Here is an 18,831-nt window from a genome sequence, read left to right on the forward strand (position 1 = left end):
AGATACCGCTAACATAACCTGTTAGATGGCGTGACGCTGGTCATGGCTCCAACAGGTTGCGACAATGAAATATACCCGTTCTGACTTTCCCAATGGCTTTCTGTTTGGTGCGGCTTCCCCTGCAGAACCGGCAACTGGCCTAGACATGCACCGCTTTACAGTTCGTTGGCAACACATCATGCCAGACGGTCGCATTCCTGATGCACGCGCATTGGATCAGTGCGAGCAGCGGATTGATCAGCTTTTGGCACACAGCATTCGGCCATGCATCGTGCTGGATCACAACGATATCCCCCCAGCGCTGGAGGATATCGGCGGGTGGCGCAATCGAGTAATGGTCGACTATTTTGCAGCGTTTTCTGAGGTAATCGTCGCTCGGATGGGTGATCGGATATTCAACATCTCTACCTTGAATCCGTCCGTCGGAATCGAACGCGACCCTCGCACCAATGCCCGCAGCCTGCACCATCAATTGCTTGCACAGGGCGCGGCGCGTCAGGAAATGCGGAGCTATGGGATGGCCAATCTGGGTGTAGAGGTCGATCCGCTCATCCTTGATACGATAACCAACGGGCAATACTCGCAGTCTTTGCTGGATCGATTGGCCAGCCACTTTCCCGAAAATTGGCGGGATGATTTTTCCATCATCGCCGAGCCGATTGATTGGTGCAGCGTAGTCGTGAAAGAAGGCACTGACATAGACAGGCTCATGCGCACAACACATGAGCAATCGCTGCCTTCATTCGTGACCGTAGCTGCCGATGCGGGTCACGACTTGGTGCATACGCTGGAGCGCATGCATGACGCGCTTGAATCCGACACCTTGGTACACGGCATTTTCGTTCAGTCCGGGACCGACGTCGAGGCGTTACAGACAATCCAAACAAGTGACGCCCAGCCGGCCCCATGGATTAGACCCAAGGGAGGGTTACACGCACATTGGAATCTGGTGGCTGATATCGGCGGCACAAATACAAGATTGGGCGTCGTAACCGAGGGGGCGCTGACCGATCTTCGCAAACATCCCACCGGCTCCGTAAGCGACCTGCAAGACGCATTACACAGTTTGTGCGACGAGGTCGGAACAAAACCGCGCGCGGTCGTTGCTGCCGGGGCGGGGCCGGTCCAGAACGGCACCATTCGCCTGACCAATGCCAATCTTGATCTTTCCGAAGACGCTCTGGCCCGAGCAACCGGCGCGCACCATACCTATGTCATCAATGATTTCACGGCTGCCGCTTGGTCAGTCGCCGAGATTACCGAGAATGATGTTGAGGTATTGCAGGGCTCACCCGCTCCACCACTGGGGACACGGCTAGTTGTCGGGCCGGGAACCGGGCTGGGTGTGGGCGCCCTGCTCTACTCTGAAGGACATTTTCACACCGTTTCCGGCGAAGGCGGCCATGTTGGATTGTCCCCGCGCCATCTTGACGAGGTCGAGGTTTTCCGCGCAGCGCGCCAGATCATACCCGAGTGCTTTTTTGACGATACGCTCACCATCGAGGCCGAGATGTTCCTGAGCGGAACCGGGCTGCCGGTCCTCTATCAGGCGATCGGGATGGCCGAAGGTCAGCCCAACGGCATGATACGTTCGGCAAAAGACATTCTGCAGGATGCTCAGGACGGCTCGGATGCCTGCGCTGTTAAGGCGGCGCGAATGTTCACCGAGCATCTGGGCGCCATAATGGGCGATCTTGCTGTTGCTCTTATCCCCTCCGGAGGTGTGTTTCTTGTTGGCGGGGTGGCCGAAAAGAACCGCTGGCTGTTTGGTCAGGATTTTCTGCGTGCCTTCAACGCGGGTGGGCGGTTCGATGAATTGCGGCAATCGATGAACCTGTATGTGTCAGAACAGGATGAGTTTGGCATTGTTGGCGCTAACAATTTCTGTAAGAATGCCTTGGCACGGTAATTTGGCCGCGCATTTTCAAGCAGGCCGAGGGATAGCAGAATGATCCTGTGCTGTGGAGAAGCTCTGATCGATATGATTGCCGAACCAACGGTTTCTGGCAGCAAAGGGTTTGTGCCACATTCCGGTGGTGCAATCTTCAACACCGCGATTGCACTGGGTCGTCTGGGCATACAAACGGGGCTGCTGTCAGGGCTATCTACCGACATGTTCGGAGAGCAGTTGATCGCCGCCTTGCAGATCAGCCATGTCGCGACCTCGCACGTTATCCGCTCGGACCGTCCTACGACACTTGCATTCGTGCAGTTGCGGGATGGGCACGCCACATACAGTTTTGTCGATGAGAATACGGCGGGCCGGATGCTGCGGCCCGAAGACATGCCGGATCAACTACCGGGCGTTTCCGCACTGTATTTCGGAGGGATCAGCCTGGCTTGCGAACCCTGTGCCGATGCCTACGCGGCCACACTTGATCGTCATGGCGCGGATCGTGCCGTAATGCTGGACCCCAATATTCGACCCAGCTTTATCAAGGATCAGACGCGATACCGGACCCGCTTGAACCGTATGATCGCAAAGACCGACATCATTAAAGTTTCCGATGAAGACCTTGATTGGATTATACCGGGCCCCGAAAGCCATGCCGAGAAAATTCCACTGCTGCTTCGAGCAGGACCAGCGATTGCAATCGTGACCAAAGGGGGGGATGGCGCGACAGGCTATCTTTCTGATGGAACGGACGTATCCGTACCCGTCCAGAAAGTTAAGGTCGTGGATACTGTTGGTGCTGGCGATACGTTCAACGCAGGTGTGCTGGCTGCGCTAAGCCAAACCGGTCATCTCAACAAGCCCGCCTTGCGCACTTTGCCCACAAGCAGTCTTCGCGACGCGCTTGAATACGGTGCAAAGGTCGCTGCCGTCACCGTATCCCGAGCGGGGGCAAACCCGCCTTGGGCACAGGAGCTCTGAAGGTATACAGACCGATGCCGTGTTCAAGCTAAGACAGCAGCAAGGTCCAACGCCGCGTTCTTAATCGCAGCTGAAACAAAAGGCCCCCGAGATTGCTCGGGGGCCGCTTTGTTACCACAGTATCGGAAAGACCGATCAGCTGCGGCCTTTCCATGGCACCAGCCAGTTCTCGGCCTTGCGCATCAGGATATCGATTCCATATCCGATCACCCCGATAAGGACGATCCCCATGATGACAATGTCAGTCAGCTGGAATTTGGATGCGGCGATGATCATCATGCCGGCGCCCTTTTGTGCGGCAACCAGTTCAGCCGCAACAACAGTTCCCCAACAGACACCCATGGCCACACGTGCACCGGTGAAAATCTCGGGCAGCGAGTTGGGCACGATCACATGGCGCATGATCTGCCATTTCGACGCCCCCAGAGAATACGCTGCGTGGATTTTCGAGATGTTCACACCGGACACACCAGCCCGCGCGGCGATGGTCATGATCCAAAGGGCCGCAAGGAACAGCAGAACGATCTTGCCGGTCTCCCAGATGCCGAACCAGATGATCACCAGTGGGATCAGCGCAAGTGGCGGCACCGGTCGCATGAACTCGACAATCGGATCGAACCAGCCGCGGAACCAACCGGATAGGCCCATTGCATAACCCAGCGGAATCCCCACAAGCGCACCTGCGATAAACCCAGCAATCACGCGCAACAGCGACCAGCCCAGATGCTCCCAAAGCGAGAAGTTCTGGTAGCCTTCATTCGCAATCTCAAAGAACCGGGCCACAACGGTTTCAGGGGCTGGAAGCCAGATGGGGTTCATCTGCAAGCCCTGTTTGGGGGTGAAACTGATCGCCCCTTTCCCGGTCAGCGTTACGGTACCATCGCCTGTATCAACCTTTTGGCCTTCACCTATAGGTGTGCCGTTGATCGCGACGATCTTTGCACCCTCATTACGTTTAGCATCATCGTTCTTGTCGAACAGGATCGTCGATGAGCGGCCCGCAGCAGCAGCAACCGCATCGTCTTTGGCAAATCCGCTGCCGGGCTCGACCTCGAATTTTTCTGCTTCCTCACCGAAGGCTGGAACACGAACAAAAATCGTGGCTTCATCCGTGCTGCCATCCGCGTTTTCGAGCGTATAGGTGAATTGCGTATCACCCACAAATGGGCCCGGCACATGGATCGGAAACAACTTCGAGCCGGTGAAAGCCGCCCAGATTACAAAGATCACGAGAACCGAGATTATCGATGCAGCCCTATCCGCTCGTACGGCACTTTCGTCGCCGAAAGTCACAGTTTTCAAGCTTGTGAAATCCTGACGCGATTGCAAACCGCGGCGTAACGCGTAGACGATAAAAAACGCGCCACCGAACAGGCCGATATAGAAGAGAAGTACAATCATGATGCCTGCTCCGTCCGACCCATAATTTCTTCTTCCATCTCCCAGATCATCGAGAGGATCTCATCGCGCTTTTCCGCAAAACCTTCGGATTTCTTCACATCACGCAGATCGGCATTCACACCGCGTTCAGCAAAAGGCAGATTGTATTCGCGGTGAATGCGCCCCGGTCTGGGGGCCATGACAATCAGACGCTCACCCAGCAACAAGGCCTCTTCGACCGAGTGGGTGATCAGGATGATCGTCTTGCCTGTTTCTTTCCAAAGCTTCAGGACAAGGCCCTGCATTTTCTCACGGGTCAGCGCATCCAAAGCACCCAGCGGTTCGTCCATCAGGATGACGTCCGGCTCGTTTGCCAAGCACCGCGCCAACGCAACACGCTGCTGCATCCCGCCCGATAGTTCATAAACCGCCTTGTCCTTGAAATCCTGAAGCCCGACGACCTCAAGCAGATGGTCGGAAATCTGGTCACGCTCGGCTTTGGGCATGCCTTTCATGCGCGGGCCAAACTCGACATTTTCCCGCACATTCATCCATTCGAACAATGCGCCCTTCTGAAACACCATCCCGCGTTCAGCATCAGGGCCTTTGACCAGATGGCCGTTCAATTCAATCTTGCCAGATGTCGGCGCCAGAAATCCTGCAACGATGTTCAGCAACGTCGTTTTACCACAGCCCGACGGGCCAAGGACAGACATCAGCTCACCCTCTTTAAGGCTGAGTGAAACATCTTGTAGGGCCTGTACTGAGGAGCCGTTGGGTAAGTCAAAGCGCATGGACAATTCTACGATGTCCAGTTCAGGCATCCTGCCTCCTTCCTGCTTTCATAGCTGTCGACCGGCCCGAAACCGGGGCCGGTCGCATGAAATGTCCTGCGTGATTAGTTATTCGCAGCTGTCAGCGGGCCTGCATTAACGGCACCATCATACGAATCCAGAGCGGATTCGATGCTGCCTGCCGACACGAACACGTTTGCAACACCCTGCATGAAGTCTTGCGCGCCACCGCCCAGCCACTTCTCGGACAGCTGGTCTTCAACTGACGGGAAGGTGAAAGTCGCGATTGTGGCTTCAGCGTCTGCAGGATCCATACCAGCATCCTTTGCAATCACCGGCAGCATTTCATCTTTGCTGTCGCCTGCGTTCCATTTGGCGTTGGCATCTGCGGTAACCTTAAGGAACTTCGACAGAAGCTCGGGCTCTTCTTCGATGAAGCTTGCCGGAGCGCTAGTGACGTCGAACACCAGGATACCGATCTCTTCTTTTTCAGCACCGGTCAGCAGGATGTTGCCATGCTCGGTCATGCGACGAAGCGCGCCACCCCAGCCGCAAACCATGTCGAGGTTGCCCTGCGCAAATGCCGCGGCGCCATCGGCCGGAGCCATGTCAACAATTTCCATTGAACCGATGTCGACACCAAAGTGAGACATTTGCGACAGGAAACCGTAATGCGCAGCTGTGCCGATCGGAACACCGACCTTCTTGCCGTTCAATTCACCCGCATTGCCCTTGTCGATTTCAAGCGCTTCGGCAACAACGCAGTTGTCGTTGTCTGAATAGCTGACCGCCACATCGACGATCTGGATGTCCTGACCGGCCGAAGTGGTTACCACAAACGGTGGTACCCCTTGGCTGACCGCGATCTGTACATCACCCGAGGCCATCGCAGCTGACATGGCGGTACCGGTGTCGAAAGACACCCAGTTGATCTTGACGCCCAGTTCTTCTTCGTAGGTTCCGTTTGCTTTCGCATACTGGAACGGCATCGGCCATTCGAGGAAATATGCAACCGTCAGTTCATCAAGCGCGGCGGCTTGTGAAGCGGTAACGGCCGCAATCCCGGCATATGCTGTTGTGAGCAGATATTTCTTGATCATTTTGACTATTTTCTCCCTGCTGGTTCCACTTGTCGGCTCTTGAAACGTCCGAACTCTGGAACAGTAGAAAAACCATAGTCCTTACGCGTTGAATTAGTAAATCAAAATACTGGTTGCGTAAAAAGCGAAACTTTGTTTCGCTTTTGACTGATAGTTCGCTGGTTTGGGAGCCCCCGATGACAAAGAAAGCACTCAGTCTCAGGTGGCTGGAGGTCTTCCAACTTATTTCCAAGTTGGGTTCAATCCAAAAGGTGTCAGCTGAAACCGGTTTGTCAATCAGTACGGTCTCCAATCACTTGCGCAGTCTTGAAAAGGCGCTGGATGTGGATTTGGTGGACCACAGCCGCAGACCCATGGGTCTGACACCCGCAGGCACGGTGTTCTCACGACATGTGCATGACGGCCTGATCGCCTTGAAACGGGGCGAGGCCGAGCTTCGCTCGGGCAGTTGGCAACATGCAACAGATTTGCGTCTGGGCCTGATTGACGATTTTGACAGCCGGGTCGCGCCAGAACTGTTCCGTCATCTCTCTGCAAGCCTGCCGCGGTGCAATTTTCGCCACTTTACCCGCCCCAGCCATGAGATTCTTGACAAACTGCAGTCTCAAAAGCTGGATGCAGGCGTTGCGACCCGACCTCCTGAGCACTTTGAGGGGTTAATCGAATTCCCGCTACTTCGAGATCCGTTTATAGTCATTCTTCCGCCTGCATATGACGGACCGGTCGAGGAACTGACCAAATCAGACAGTCCGCTTCCGCTTTTACGATATTCGCGTGATCACACCATCGGCAGACTCATCGAAATTCAGCTAACCCGTAGCAAGATTAACCTACCCAACCGGTTCGAACTTGAATGTAATCAGTCAATTATCGGACTTGTCGCCGGGGGCAGCGGTTGGACAATCACGACTGCTGCCAGCTACTATCGCGCACGACGATTCCACAAAGATACACGCGCATTACCTTTCCCGGGCAAAAGCTTTGCGCGTACCGTATCGTTGTTCACGACCAATATCTATCCGTCGACAACCACACGACTGATCCACAACACACTGCAAAACCTGATCCGTCGTCATGTGACCGAGCCTATGAATTCGCGGTTTCCGTGGTTGAATGACGACTTTCGAACCATTCCCGCACCCCCCGAATGAGCAACCAGGTAATCTGAGCGCAATATCGAAGTTATTTTCCGGCTTTTTCGAAACCGGGTACAGTGCGCTTGACCGACGCGCCCCATCCGCTGTGATTAGGCCTGACCTTGCGGCTTGACTACAGGCGGCATTCTAAACCCAGAAACCTACCCAGCGGCCCATGTTGGCAAGACCTACCGGTCTTGAACCATGTGCCGGGCCCAGATCAGGACAGCTTGATGCACCTTTCCCGTTTTCCCCGTGTTTTTCTTGCCCATCTGCCAACTCCGCTTGAACGGATGGATCGTATGTCCGAGGCTCTGGGAATCGATCTTTGGATCAAGCGAGACGACTGCACCGGCATGTCGACGGGTGGCAACAAGACCCGCAAACTAGAGTTTCTGTTCGGCGAAGCGCTCGAACAAGGCGCAGACATGGTGATGACACAAGGGGCAACGCAATCGAACCATGCGCGTCAAACCGCTGCATTCGCTGCCCGGCTGGGTTTGAAATGTCATATCCTACTGGAAGACCGCACCAGCTATAACAACGCCAACTACAACAACAACGGCAACGTTCTGCTGGATCATCTGCATGGCGCAACCACCGAGAAGTTTCCCGGCGGCCACGACATGCCCGCCGAGATGGAGCGTTCGGCCGCTAAGAAGCGTGAAGAAGGTCACAACGTCTATGTCATTCCGGGCGGAGGTTCGAACCCGACCGGAGCGCTCGGCTATGTGAACTGCGCGCTAGAGCTTGTGAGCCAGGCCAATAACTCCGGTCTCAAAATCGATCGCGTGGTGCATGCGACGGGCTCCTCGGGCACGCAAGCCGGGCTGGTCACCGGGCTTTGTGCCATGAATACGGGCATTCCGGTTCTTGGCATTGGCACCCGCGCACCGCAGCCCAAGCAAGAGCAGATGGTCTATGATCTAGCCTGCAACACGGCTGAGAAATTGGGTTGCCCAGACGTGGTGCGGCGCGAGGATGTGATGGCCAATACCGACTATGTAGGCGACGGCTACGGCTTGCCGACCGAAAGCGGCATTGAGGCGATCCGCATGTTTGCCGAACTGGAAGGCATTCTGCTCGACCCGGTCTATTCCGCCAAAGGGGCCGCCGGTCTGATCGATCTGGCGCGCAAAGGCTCGTTCAAGGATGAGCGTGTGGTGTTCTTGCATACTGGAGGCTCGGTTGGCCTGTTCGGTTATGATTTCGCTTTCGATCACACCGACCGCTGGGTCAATCTGTAAATCACGGTGATAAGTTCCAGCAAGCAGGTCTTCGCATGAAACCCCGCGTCACCGGCATATTGGGCGGAATGGGCCCCGAGGCGACAATTCTGTTGCAGCAGCGCGTGTTATCCACGGTACAGGCGGCGGATGATGCCGATCACCTGCCACTACTGATTGACATGAACCCACAGGTGCCTTCCCGCATCGCGCACCTGATCGAGGGCAACGGGTCTGATCCCGGGCCGGTTCTGGCCGATATGGCGAAAGGATTGGAGCAATCAGGGGCAACCGCGCTTGCGATGCCGTGTAACACCGCACACCACTATGCGGCGCAGATAGAGGACGCCGTCTCGATCCCCTTTCTGAACATGGTAGACCTGTCCGTGGATCAAGCGGCGCAGCTCCTGCCTTCTGGCAGCCAGGTCGGAATTCTTGCCTCTCCAGCGCTGCGAAAGGTCGGAATTTTTGACGCCCCCCTGAACCGCGCCGGATTTACCGCAATCTGGCCCGAGGATGAAGATAGGATGCTCGGCACGATCCGCCACATCAAATCTGAAGGGCCAACCGGCGCTGCACTCAGCACACTTTCCGACGCTGCTAACGCCCTTTCGGGCCGGGGTGCCGCGCTTTTGTTTGTGGCCTGCTCCGAATTCTCTCTGCTCACCCGCGACTTGCCCAAAAGCGTTCCGATCATCGACACCGTCGATATTCTGGCAGGCGCTATCCACTCCCACTCTCTGACGCGTTGAGGTTTCCCATGGCCGTCTCTTATCTGAAAACCGCCCTGCCCCGCCCCGATGCAGAAAATTCGGATATCCGCGATATCGTCGCAATCATGCTCTCCAATATCGAGCGCGAGGGCGAAGAGGCCGTTCGGCGCTATGCCGGAACGCTCGATGGCTGGACGGGAGAGTTCGTGTTGACTGATGAAGCGCGCAAAGCCGCATGTGACCGCGTGCCTGAACAGGTCAAAGACGACATCCGCTTTGCCCATGCCAATATCCGTCGATTCGCCGAAGCGCAGATGACCACGGTGAGCGAATGCGAGATCGAGGTGATGCCCGGCCTGATTGCAGGTCAGAAACAGATCCCGATCTCGAGCGCGGGATGCTACGTTCCTGGTGGTCGGTATAGCCATATCGCAAGTGCGTTGATGACAATTACCACGGCAAAGGTGGCTGGGGTGTCCCACATCACGGCGGTCTCGCCACCGCGTCCCGGTGCGGGCATCCCTGATGCAATAGTTTATGCGATGGACCTTAGCGGTGCAGATCTGATCCTGAATTTGGGCGGAGTTCAGGGGATTGCTGCGATGGCCCATGGCTTTTTTGGTGCGCGGCCAGCCGACATTCTTGTCGGTCCGGGAAACTCCTATGTCGCCGAGGCGAAACGGATGCTGTTTGGTAAGGTTGGCATCGACATGTTTGCAGGTCCAACCGATACCTTGGTCATTGCCGATCACACAGCATCGATCGAGACTGTCGCCTGGGATCTGGTGAGCCAAGCCGAGCACGGCGTCGATAGCCCTGTCTGGCTGGTCAGCACCGATAAAGCTCTGGCCCAGGGCGTTATCGCACGCGCCGATGCCCTGATCGAAAGTCTTCCCGAGCCGAACGCTAGTGCAGCGCGCACGGCATGGCGCGACCGGGCCGAGATCATTCTTTGCGACAGCCGCGACGAGGCTGCCAGGGTCGCCAATAACTACGCGCCCGAACATCTGCAGGTGATCGCCGAGGACCTGGATTGGTGGCTGGACCAACTGACCACCTATGGATCGCTGTTTCTGGGTGCCGAAACAACAGTGCCCTTCGGCGACAAGACGTCCGGGCCAAATCATGTTTTGCCGACAAGCGGAGCGGCCCGATATACCGGCGGTCTGTCAGTGCACAAATTCACCAAAACGGTGACATGGCAGCGCTGCTCAGCGCAAGCCTCGCACGAGCTTGCTGAACGCACTGCTAGGATCAGTCGGATGGAAGGCATGGAAGGCCACGCACGCGCGGCAGAAATGCGATTGTCTAAAGTGTGCTAAATCTGGCCCAAGGATGCTGTTGATTGGTCAGATTCACCGCATCACGAACGGATCGGGGATCGGATCGTCGCTTGTGCGCAACCAGACCGATTTGACCCGTGTGTAGTCAAGCGCCGCCTGCAGGCCCCCTTCGCGCCCGTGGCCCGACAGTCCATGACCTCCGAATGGAGCAATCGGGCTGACCGCGCGATATGTGTTAACCCAGACAATGCCAGCCCGAATTCTGCGGATCATTCGATGTGCGCGGGTCAAGTCTTTGGTAAAGACACCCGACGCCAGCCCAAACGCGGTGTTGTTGGCTATTTGTACCGCCTCCGCTTCGGTCCCGAAACTGACGACCGAGAGGATCGGACCAAAGGCTTCGCGCGTCAGACAGGGCGCATCAGGCGCGTCCGTACAATCAATGATTGTCGGTGGAAAATAGTGCCCCTCACGGTCCAAAGGTTGCCCACCCGCTATCACGGTAGCCCCTGCCGAGACGGAATCAGCAACCAGATCTGCAGCAGTCACAAGCTGAGCCTGAGTGCACAGCGGGCCAACCTCGGTCTTTAGGTCATCGGGCGCCCCGATCACGATCTCACCCGCTTTTTCGGTGAGCCGGGCCAGAAACTCATCTTTGATCTTGTCAGAGATTACCAATCGCGATCCCGCCACGCAGCTTTGCCCGGTCGCAGCAAAGATCCCCGAGACCTGCGCGTTCACAGCACTTTCGATATCGGCATCTTCGAACACGATGAACGGGGATTTTCCGCCCAGTTCCAACGAAGTCGAAGCGAGGTTTTCAGCCGAGTTGCGCACGATATGGCGCGCGGTTTCCGGGCCGCCTGTAAAGGCAACATGATCGACATCCGGGTGACTGGTCAGAACGGCGCCGCATTCCGGCCCGAAGCCGGTGATGACGTTCAGAACTCCGGGCGGGAAGCCTGCCTGATCGAAAATACGCGCGAATTCCAGCATCGGGGCCGGACCATCTTCGGATGCTTTCAGAACGACTGTGCAACCGGCGGCAAGCGCCGGGCCAATCTTGACCGCAGACAGGAACAGTTGCGAATTCCACGGCACTATGGCGGCCACCACACCAACTGGTTCGCGGCGCAGCCAAACCTCCATGTCGGGCTTGTCGATCGGCAGGTGCGCCCCTTCGATTTTGTCCGCCAATCCGGCATAGTAACTGTAGTAGTCAGCGACATAGGCGATCTGAGCAGAGGTTTCGCGAATGATCTTGCCGGTATCGCGCGTTTCAAGCTCGGCTAAGGTCTGAGCATTTTCGGCGACCAGATCGGCCAGCCGGTACAACAGTTTACCACGAGCCGTTGCTGTCATGGTCGCCCATTCGGGGGCATTCAGCGCTGAACACGCAGCCTCTACCGCGGCGTTCACATCATGTGTTCGGGCCTCAGGCATTTTCGCCCAAACGGTGCCCGTCGCGGGATCAAGGCTGTCGAACTGCGCGGTCCCATCCGAAAACGTGCCGCCGATATAGTGCTGAAACTGCCGCATTTTCTCTCCTTAGGCGAAGGCGGGCATGACGTCCGCGATGAACCGCTCTAGCGAGGCTTTCTTGCGCTCAAAGCTCATCCCACTGTCGATCCAGAAAGAATACTCATCATATCCAAGATCGCTATAGCCCTTGATGCGTTCGATTGCTTTGCCGGGCGTGGCGATCACATTGTCCCGGATCATCACCTCGGGCGAATAGAAGGGATGGTTAGCGATGTCGTCATCGCTCAGCGTCTGGATCAGACCCTGCGACACAGGGCGTTCGTTTTTGAACCACGCGCCGAAATAGCAATAAAAGCGATTGATCTCTTCCGCCGCGCGACGGGCATCCGCCTCGTCCGAGGCGATGTAGGTGTGGTTCAACAGCATGATTTCGGGGCGCGGGACGTCATGAAATTTGGCGCAAGCGGCATTGAACGTATCCATCAGCCGGGTAATCTCTTCGTCGCCCTGCCACAAAGGGGTGACCTGCACGTGACAACCGTTCGATACCGCAAACTCATGACTATTGGGATCGCGCGCGGCAACCCAGATCGGTGGACCGTTTTGTTGCAGAGGCTTGGGTGAAGATGTGGTTGCCGGGAAAGAATGAAACTCTCCGTCCAGCGCATGATCGCCCTCCCAAAGACCCCGCACTGCCGGAACAAGCTCGCGCATACGCTGGCCTGCCTCCCAGGCGTCCAGCCCCGGCACCATCCGCTCGTATTCATAGCTGTAGGCGCCACGCGCGATGCCCAGATCCAAACGGCCATTCGTGATCATGTCCGTCATTGCGGCCTCTCCGGCCAGCCGGATCGGATGCCAGAACGGAGCGATAACGGTTCCGGTTCCCAGACGCACATTGTTGGTCTGGCGTGCCAGATCGACGATATTCAGGAACGGGTTCGGCGAGATGGTGAAATCCATCCCGTGATGTTCGCCGGTCCAGACCGCATGCATACCACCCGCATCAGCGATCTTGGCCAGTTCTATGAAGTTTTCATACAGCTCCTGCTGGTCCTGATCGGGAGAGGTGCGTTCCATATGAACGAAAAGCGAAAACCGCATGTCAGTGACCTCCTCGTGTAATCGGGCGAACCTCGCCGCTGTTCTTGTTTCCGTAGTAAATGCCAAAATCTCCCAGCCGGGATTCCTCGGACAATCGTTCCAGCATGGTTCGGGTCGCCGTGTCGGTTACAGTGCCAAAGGATACGACATCCAGTGGGACGAAATTACCTTTCTTCGGCTCACCATCTGCGGCCTGACACAGAAACGCGATATGTTGACGCTTTTTCTCTGCATCCTCGTAAACCGAATAAACAAAGCCCGGCTCTGCGGTCAGCCCGGTGGCCTCAATCAATTGTTCCAATGCCGCTGAAACACCTTCTGACCCAACCACTGCCTCGGGCGGTGCAAGCGCGCCGTCACCGGCATCGATCAACAGAACCTCACCTGCGCGTTCGATCAAGGCTGAGACGATCAGGCCGGTGTCCTGCATCAAGGCACCAGCAGCTGTTGATGGTGTTACATAGGCCCCCCTGACATATCCGAGACCGGGTGCCGGAGTATTGTCGAAGGCTTTGACCTCGCCGATCAGGATCACATGATCCCCCGCTTCGACGGTTTTGTGCATAGAGCAGTCAAACCAGGCCGACGACCCATCGATCAACGGCGATCCCGCAGGTCCACGCCGCCACTCGACGCTGGCAAACCGGTCTTCGACGGGCCGGGCAAAGGTATTGGACACCTCGATCTGTGTCTCTGACAGGATATTGACGGCAAACCCGTCAGCGGCAATCAATGCGTCATAGTTCTTTGAACTGTTGGCGAGACAAACCAGCACAAGCGGCGGGTCTAGTGAGACGGATGTGAACGAGTTCGCGGTAAACCCGATCGGGTTACCTTGGGTATCATGCGACGTAACCACGGTGACGCCCGTCATGAACGCTCCAAATGCATTTCGCAGCGTGCGGGGATCAAGCGAGGTCATTGCGCAATCCTTTCTTCGGCGGGCTGGCCGAGCCATTCAACCAGATGCGCTGTTACTTCATCGGGTGCTGTCAAGTTCACCATATGTCGGTGGCCTTGGATCACAACTGCCCGACCGTTTTGAACTGCTGCGGCCATAGCTTGTGACATAGCCGGGGTTGAGTTCGAGTCTCCGTCGCCGGTGAGCGCCAGAAACGGGCATGAAATCCGATTCATCTTGCTGGCGTAGGTGGCATCGCCCCGCGCAAAAGCGGAATAGGCGATGGCGTAGCCTCGTTGATCCACAGACCCAAGCCACGACGCCACCTGCGCACGGGCAGCCAGATCACCCGGACTGTCACCAAACCAGCGCGACAACGGCGTTTCCAGATCAACTCGACCCGCGCTGATTTCAGCGGCCCGTTGGATGACTGCGGTGCGGGCTGAGGCATCGCGACAGAAGACGCCGTTCAACATAGCAACACGGCTAGTGATATCGGGGTGCTCTGCCGCAAAGCCGGCGGCGATCAGTGCCCCCATTGAATGCCCGATGATTGCGACCGGAGCCAGATTCAATGCGTCGACAACATCATGCATCCAGCCAACAAAATCCGGCAATTGGCTTCCAGATGGCAGACGGTCACTGCCTCCATGCCCCGGCAGATCAACCGCAATTATACGGCAATGCTGGCTCAGCGTGTCAAACTGAGGGCCCCAGGCCGCAGATTGCATGCCAACGCCATGGATCATAAAGACCGGTTGCCCTTCGCCCGCCTCTCTGAACGCGACTGATCGGCCCGAGTTAGACAGCTGCAGGGTTGTCAACGTCATGACCAAGTTCCTCGATGTCCTGATAGCGATCCCCGATCCGGTGGTGCGGCCGCCCTCCAATCGATGCACCCAGTGCAATCAGAATCTCATCTGCCGCAGGTGCATCTGCGACCGAAGTCTGGATCGTAAGGTAGTGAGAGCGACGACCGCCATCATGTTTGTCCATCAAGGGGATCAGCAGCGGCGCATTGGCTGGGCCGCGCGTATTGCAGAAGGAAAGGTAGGATTTCGCGCCGACTGCTTTGCGATAATGATTGCCAAAATGCAGCGTGTGGATCAGGGCCGACGCATGCTCGACCTCTCCGTTCAAGCCCACAATCGCGGATTTTCCATAGGCTTCGACCCGGTCGCCGCCACCTGAAGCATCCAAAATCATTTTGGTCAGCAACTCCCCCAATCCGGGGGCGCAATCGCGGATCGCGGGGTCAAGATCTTCGACAAATCCCTGACCAGCCCACGGGTTCCGAATGACAGCCATTGCGGCAATTAGCTTCAGCGGAGTGTCCGCCAACTTACCACCCTCGATCAGAGTGTCTTCGACATGCAGAAGCGTTTTTCGAATTTCGGCGGACATGGTGATTCCTTTGGCGAGCCTTTGGTCGAGAATATGGTATACCATAATACGATATGTCAATCATACTTGTTCCGGATCCGTACCACAGATATGAAAGCATCGATGATGAACACCGACTCCACCCTGCAAAAGATCGAAAAAGCACCGCAAACCTTGCGGGATATCGTGCAAGCGCGCCTGCGCGAAGCGATCATCGCCGGGCATTTTGCCCCCGGTGAGCGGCTTGTTGAACGCCCGCTTTGCGATCAGCTTGGTGTCAGCCGCACCGTCATCCGCGAGACGATCCGGTTTCTGGAAGCCGAAGGTTTGGTTGAGATTATCCCCAACCGCGGGCCAATCGTCTCGACCCTCAGCTGGGACCAAGCGCGGCAAATCTATGACATCCGATTACAGCTAGAAGGCTCAGCCGCCGCCGCCTGTGCACAAGCGCATGAGACAGGTTTCGCAAAGGATCTGGGCAAGGCATTGAAAGCAGTGGGCGCGGCGCAGAATGACACCGAATGGTCAAATCTGCTACAGGCCACAACTCGCTTCTATGAACTGATTTTTCTACAGGCTGGGCACAGCATCGCCTGGGATGTTGTGCAACGTCTGAACGGCCGGATCAGCCGCCTGCGGGCCTTGACCCTCGCAGCGCGGAATCGAGAGCGTTCTGGGATGAGCCACATGACTGCCATCCATGATGCCATCCTCAGTGGTGATCCTGCCAAAGCCCGAAAAGCAGTCGAAAGCCATATCGCGGATGCTGCACAGACCGCGCGCGGCTTTTTGGAAAGCTCTGAAACCTGATTGCTCGGCAATTGAGCCAGAATTCCAAGATTCTGATATCAAAGCTTTCAAAATCTGCGTATTTTCGTCAGGACCGCCCTGATCTCATGAAAGAACCGGAATGCCGCGTCAGTCTGCTCCCAAAGACCTCAGCCTCAAATGGCTGGAACTGTTTCAGATATGCGCGCAAAAGGGCTCGCTACAGGCGGCCTCCAAAGAAACAGGGCTGACGATCAGCACCGTTTCCCATCACCTGCGCAATCTCGAAGACCATCTGGGCGTTGAATTGTTCAACCACACCCGCAGACCCATGGTTCTGACCCCAAAGGGCCGGGTCTTCCTGCGCAGTATTGACGATGCGCTGCACCTGATCCGAAAGGCCAAGGCAGAGGCATCTGCGGGCAGTATTACCGAGGCCAGTTATCTGCGTTTCGGCACGATCGAGGATTTCGACAGCGACATCATTCCGGAACTGGCAGTCTACTTGTTTACGAACATGCCTGCCTGCGATTTCATGTACCATACAGATTCTAGCCACGCGATTATCGACATGCTGCGCGACAGGCAGTTGGATCTGGGGATTTCCACTACTCCTAGCGAACGTATGCGCGATCTGCAGGATCGCCCCCTTCTGCGCGATCCATTTGTGATCGTTTTGCCTGCGGTGAGTGACAAGTCTTTGCACGACATTGTTGAGGGTCGAACCAAATTGCCGTTTCTACGATATTCCAGCAATCTGATCATCGCGCGCCAGATCGAGTCCCAATTACGCCGGATGGGGATTTCGTCCTCTCACAGGTTTGAATGCAGCAACAATCAGACGCTGATGTCGATGGTGTCCTCCGGTGCGGGATGGACCATCACGACGCCGCTGCTGTATTCTCGGGCAAAACGGTTTCAATCAAAGCTGTGCATGCACCCGTTTCCGGGCAAGAGCTTTGCACGCACACTGGCACTGGTCGCGACGCCGGATTGTTCAAGATCAGTGATTGAGCTTGTGGATGCCAAAACCCGATCATTGATCAATGACCGCATCATTTCCCCACTGCGCGATGATATCCCGTGGCTGACGGATAGTTTCAAACTTATCGAATAGCACTGGATCAGCCTTCAAAGAATGTTGAAGCGATCTCGGATATGCCGATCCTGTTCGTCTGACAGGTATCTTGGCGTATGGGTCTGCAAAATTTCTTGCGCCCGATGTCGCGCGCGGCTCCAGGCATCTTGCGCTCCGTTTTCTGCCCAAGTCCGGGGCTCATCCCTGTCTGCGAGTGAGGGATAAAAGTAATCCCGTTCCATGGCCGCAAAAGTATGCTGACCACCCAGAAAATGGCCCTCGCCCAGAACTGCTTCGCAGATTGCGTCAAAGCCCAGATTCTCGTGTGTCACCTCTATGCCCCTCAAAGCGCGGTAGGTGTACGAGTGCATTTCATCATCCAACACGAACGCCTCAAAACTTGCACCCAGCAACGAGGCCGTCATGCCCGAGCTTTCATAGATCAGATTACCACCTGCCAGCGCCGCCGCCATTGAGGTCAGTCCCTTTTCCATCCCGTATTGAGCATCGATCGCCTTGGCATCAGACATCGAACAGGCCACGCCTGACGGCAGCCCAAGCCAATTTGATAATTGTGCTGATGCTGCATTCAGGACAGCCGTCTCTCCGCTGCCACCTGAGAACGCGCCGGTCCGAAGGTCAATCACCAGTGGCCAATTTGAAAAGACCATAGGAAACCCGGGCTGGATCGCGTGGACCATTACCAGACTCGCAAGAGTTTCTGCCAATGACTGCGCCAGAAAACCAGCCAAGGTCGCTGGTGCAGTCGCGCCGGCCTGAGCAGCGGTGATGCAAGAAATCGGAATATTGTGTTCGATGCAGGCGTAGACCACATCCACCGCGTCTTCGCCGTAGCGCATCGGCGAGATCACCGGGCTTATATGTGCTTTCATGAACGGGCGCTTTGCGAATTCACCGGGTCCCCCGGCTGCGATATCCAATATCTCAACAATTGGCGCAACGTGCTGCGCCAATGTAAAAGACGTCGCGGTGGGCTTGGAGGTATTCTTCAACAGCGCATAGACGGTGTTCACATCCAGATCGTAGGTTTCCTCCAGATCGGTTGCAACGCAACAGCGCGTGAACCAGCTGACATTTGGCAAGACATCTTGAAGACGCGTGAAATCATGCAAGTCCTGCAAGGTTGAAGGCCGATAGCGACCACTGCGCAGATCAAGCGTCTGAACCGCCGCCCCTCCGGTTCCGAAATAGACGCGATTACCGCCAACTTCGATGGATCGGGCTGGATCACGCCCGTTCAGAACGAAGGTCTTGGCTGCCTGATCAATCGCCTGTTCCACAAGTTGAGGCGAAAAAAGTATCCTCCCCTCCCCGCTATCTTGCGCCCCAACCGCCAACAAATCAGAACGCAAGCGATCCGGCACCTCGCCGATCCCCAGCTTCTCAAGAAGATCCAGAGCTGTGTTGTAAATCCGCTCAAGCTCAACCCCAGTCAAGGGTTTGTAAGCGCCTCCCGGTTGACCTGGCGGACAGGGGTCGAGCGCAGGCTTTTCAGCCCGCTGTGCGATACGTCCTTTTCGACCGGACCTTTTCGCCTGCGGCTCAGCCATTTGTGATCCTCCAACCGCATCAGGTTGATCAATTCAA

17 protein-coding genes are annotated in these 18,831 nt (G+C 56.4%); 8 read left to right on the forward strand and 9 right to left on the reverse strand.

Features of this window, described 5'->3' with window-relative positions:
- Positions 1-64 precede the first annotated feature (64 nt).
- Both ACR0BT_RS06845 and ACR0BT_RS06850 read left to right on the forward strand, forming a co-directional pair.
- A complete protein-coding gene (locus tag ACR0BT_RS06845) occupies positions 65-1,909 on the forward strand; it encodes a family 1 glycosylhydrolase (RefSeq protein WP_480762779.1) in 1,845 nt (614 codons plus the stop codon).
- A 39-nt stretch (positions 1,910-1,948) separates the two neighbouring features.
- Positions 1,949-2,875, forward strand: a complete 927-nt coding sequence (locus ACR0BT_RS06850; protein WP_223118484.1) for a carbohydrate kinase family protein — start codon at positions 1,949-1,951, stop codon at positions 2,873-2,875.
- 135 nt (positions 2,876-3,010) lie between these two features.
- Here the strand turns inward: ACR0BT_RS06850 and ACR0BT_RS06855 are convergent, their stop codons facing one another.
- The 3 genes from ACR0BT_RS06855 to ACR0BT_RS06865 form a co-directional block, all read right to left on the reverse strand.
- On the reverse strand, positions 3,011-4,276 hold the full coding sequence (locus ACR0BT_RS06855; RefSeq protein WP_170394412.1) for an ABC transporter permease: 1,266 nt from the start codon (positions 4,274-4,276) through the stop codon (positions 3,011-3,013).
- Positions 4,273-5,079 (reverse strand): taurine ABC transporter ATP-binding protein, encoded by an 807-nt coding sequence (locus ACR0BT_RS06860; protein WP_170394409.1) that lies wholly within the window; start codon positions 5,077-5,079, stop codon positions 4,273-4,275. The genes ACR0BT_RS06855 and ACR0BT_RS06860 overlap by 4 nt, the downstream gene beginning before the upstream one ends.
- Before the next feature lie 74 nt (positions 5,080-5,153).
- Positions 5,154-6,149, reverse strand: a complete 996-nt coding sequence (locus ACR0BT_RS06865) for a taurine ABC transporter substrate-binding protein (protein ID WP_170394406.1) — start codon at positions 6,147-6,149, stop codon at positions 5,154-5,156.
- A 176-nt stretch (positions 6,150-6,325) separates the two neighbouring features.
- Between ACR0BT_RS06865 and ACR0BT_RS06870 the strand changes: the two genes are divergently transcribed.
- The 4 genes from ACR0BT_RS06870 to hisD all read left to right on the forward strand — a co-directional run bounded on the left by ACR0BT_RS06870 (position 6,326) and on the right by hisD (position 10,546).
- Entirely contained in the window at positions 6,326-7,300 is a 975-nt protein-coding gene (locus ACR0BT_RS06870; protein WP_170394403.1) for a LysR family transcriptional regulator, read from the forward strand.
- Positions 7,301-7,518: 218 nt separating this feature from the next.
- Positions 7,519-8,532 (forward strand): D-cysteate sulfo-lyase, encoded by a 1,014-nt coding sequence (gene cuyA / locus ACR0BT_RS06875; protein WP_480600422.1) that lies wholly within the window; start codon positions 7,519-7,521, stop codon positions 8,530-8,532.
- A gap of 35 nt (positions 8,533-8,567) precedes the next feature.
- Entirely contained in the window at positions 8,568-9,263 is a 696-nt protein-coding gene (gene cuyB / locus ACR0BT_RS06880) for a cysteate racemase (protein WP_480762780.1), read from the forward strand.
- A gap of 8 nt (positions 9,264-9,271) precedes the next feature.
- Positions 9,272-10,546 carry a histidinol dehydrogenase gene (gene hisD / locus ACR0BT_RS06885; RefSeq protein ID WP_480762781.1) on the forward strand — a complete coding sequence of 425 codons (1,275 nt, stop codon included), beginning with the start codon at positions 9,272-9,274 and terminating at the stop codon, positions 10,544-10,546.
- A 33-nt stretch (positions 10,547-10,579) separates the two neighbouring features.
- On the opposite strand, the gene ACR0BT_RS06890 is transcribed toward hisD, so the two are convergent.
- The 5 genes from ACR0BT_RS06890 to ACR0BT_RS06910 are packed head-to-tail and all read right to left on the reverse strand — an operon-like array spanning position 10,580 to position 15,398.
- Entirely contained in the window at positions 10,580-12,046 is a 1,467-nt protein-coding gene (locus ACR0BT_RS06890) for an aldehyde dehydrogenase (RefSeq protein ID WP_480762782.1), read from the reverse strand.
- Positions 12,047-12,055: 9 nt separating this feature from the next.
- A complete protein-coding gene (locus tag ACR0BT_RS06895; RefSeq protein WP_480762783.1) occupies positions 12,056-13,093 on the reverse strand; it encodes an LLM class flavin-dependent oxidoreductase in 1,038 nt (345 codons plus the stop codon).
- A gap of 1 nt (position 13,094) precedes the next feature.
- On the reverse strand, positions 13,095-14,015 hold the full coding sequence (locus ACR0BT_RS06900) for a flavin reductase (protein WP_170561568.1): 921 nt from the start codon (positions 14,013-14,015) through the stop codon (positions 13,095-13,097).
- Positions 14,012-14,824, reverse strand: a complete 813-nt coding sequence (locus ACR0BT_RS06905) for an alpha/beta fold hydrolase (protein ID WP_480762784.1) — start codon at positions 14,822-14,824, stop codon at positions 14,012-14,014. Before ACR0BT_RS06905 ends, ACR0BT_RS06900 begins: the two co-directional genes overlap by 4 nt.
- Complete coding sequence (locus ACR0BT_RS06910) at positions 14,796-15,398, reverse strand: amino acid synthesis family protein (RefSeq protein WP_480762785.1); 603 nt, start codon at positions 15,396-15,398, stop codon at positions 14,796-14,798. The genes ACR0BT_RS06905 and ACR0BT_RS06910 overlap by 29 nt, the downstream gene beginning before the upstream one ends.
- Before the next feature lie 102 nt (positions 15,399-15,500).
- Here ACR0BT_RS06910 and ACR0BT_RS06915 point away from each other — a divergent pair, with 102 nt between their 5' ends.
- Both ACR0BT_RS06915 and ACR0BT_RS06920 read left to right on the forward strand, forming a co-directional pair.
- Complete coding sequence (locus tag ACR0BT_RS06915) at positions 15,501-16,187, forward strand: GntR family transcriptional regulator (protein WP_170511995.1); 687 nt, start codon at positions 15,501-15,503, stop codon at positions 16,185-16,187.
- 100 nt (positions 16,188-16,287) lie between these two features.
- Complete coding sequence (locus ACR0BT_RS06920; RefSeq protein WP_480762786.1) at positions 16,288-17,262, forward strand: LysR family transcriptional regulator; 975 nt, start codon at positions 16,288-16,290, stop codon at positions 17,260-17,262.
- Positions 17,263-17,276: 14 nt separating this feature from the next.
- Here the strand turns inward: ACR0BT_RS06920 and ACR0BT_RS06925 are convergent, their stop codons facing one another.
- Positions 17,277-18,794 (reverse strand): trimethylamine methyltransferase family protein, encoded by a 1,518-nt coding sequence (locus ACR0BT_RS06925; RefSeq protein ID WP_480762787.1) that lies wholly within the window; start codon positions 18,792-18,794, stop codon positions 17,277-17,279.
- Between the last annotated feature and the right edge of the window lie 37 nt (positions 18,795-18,831).

It is taken from the genome of Ruegeria sp. CJ6, assembly GCF_056536665.1.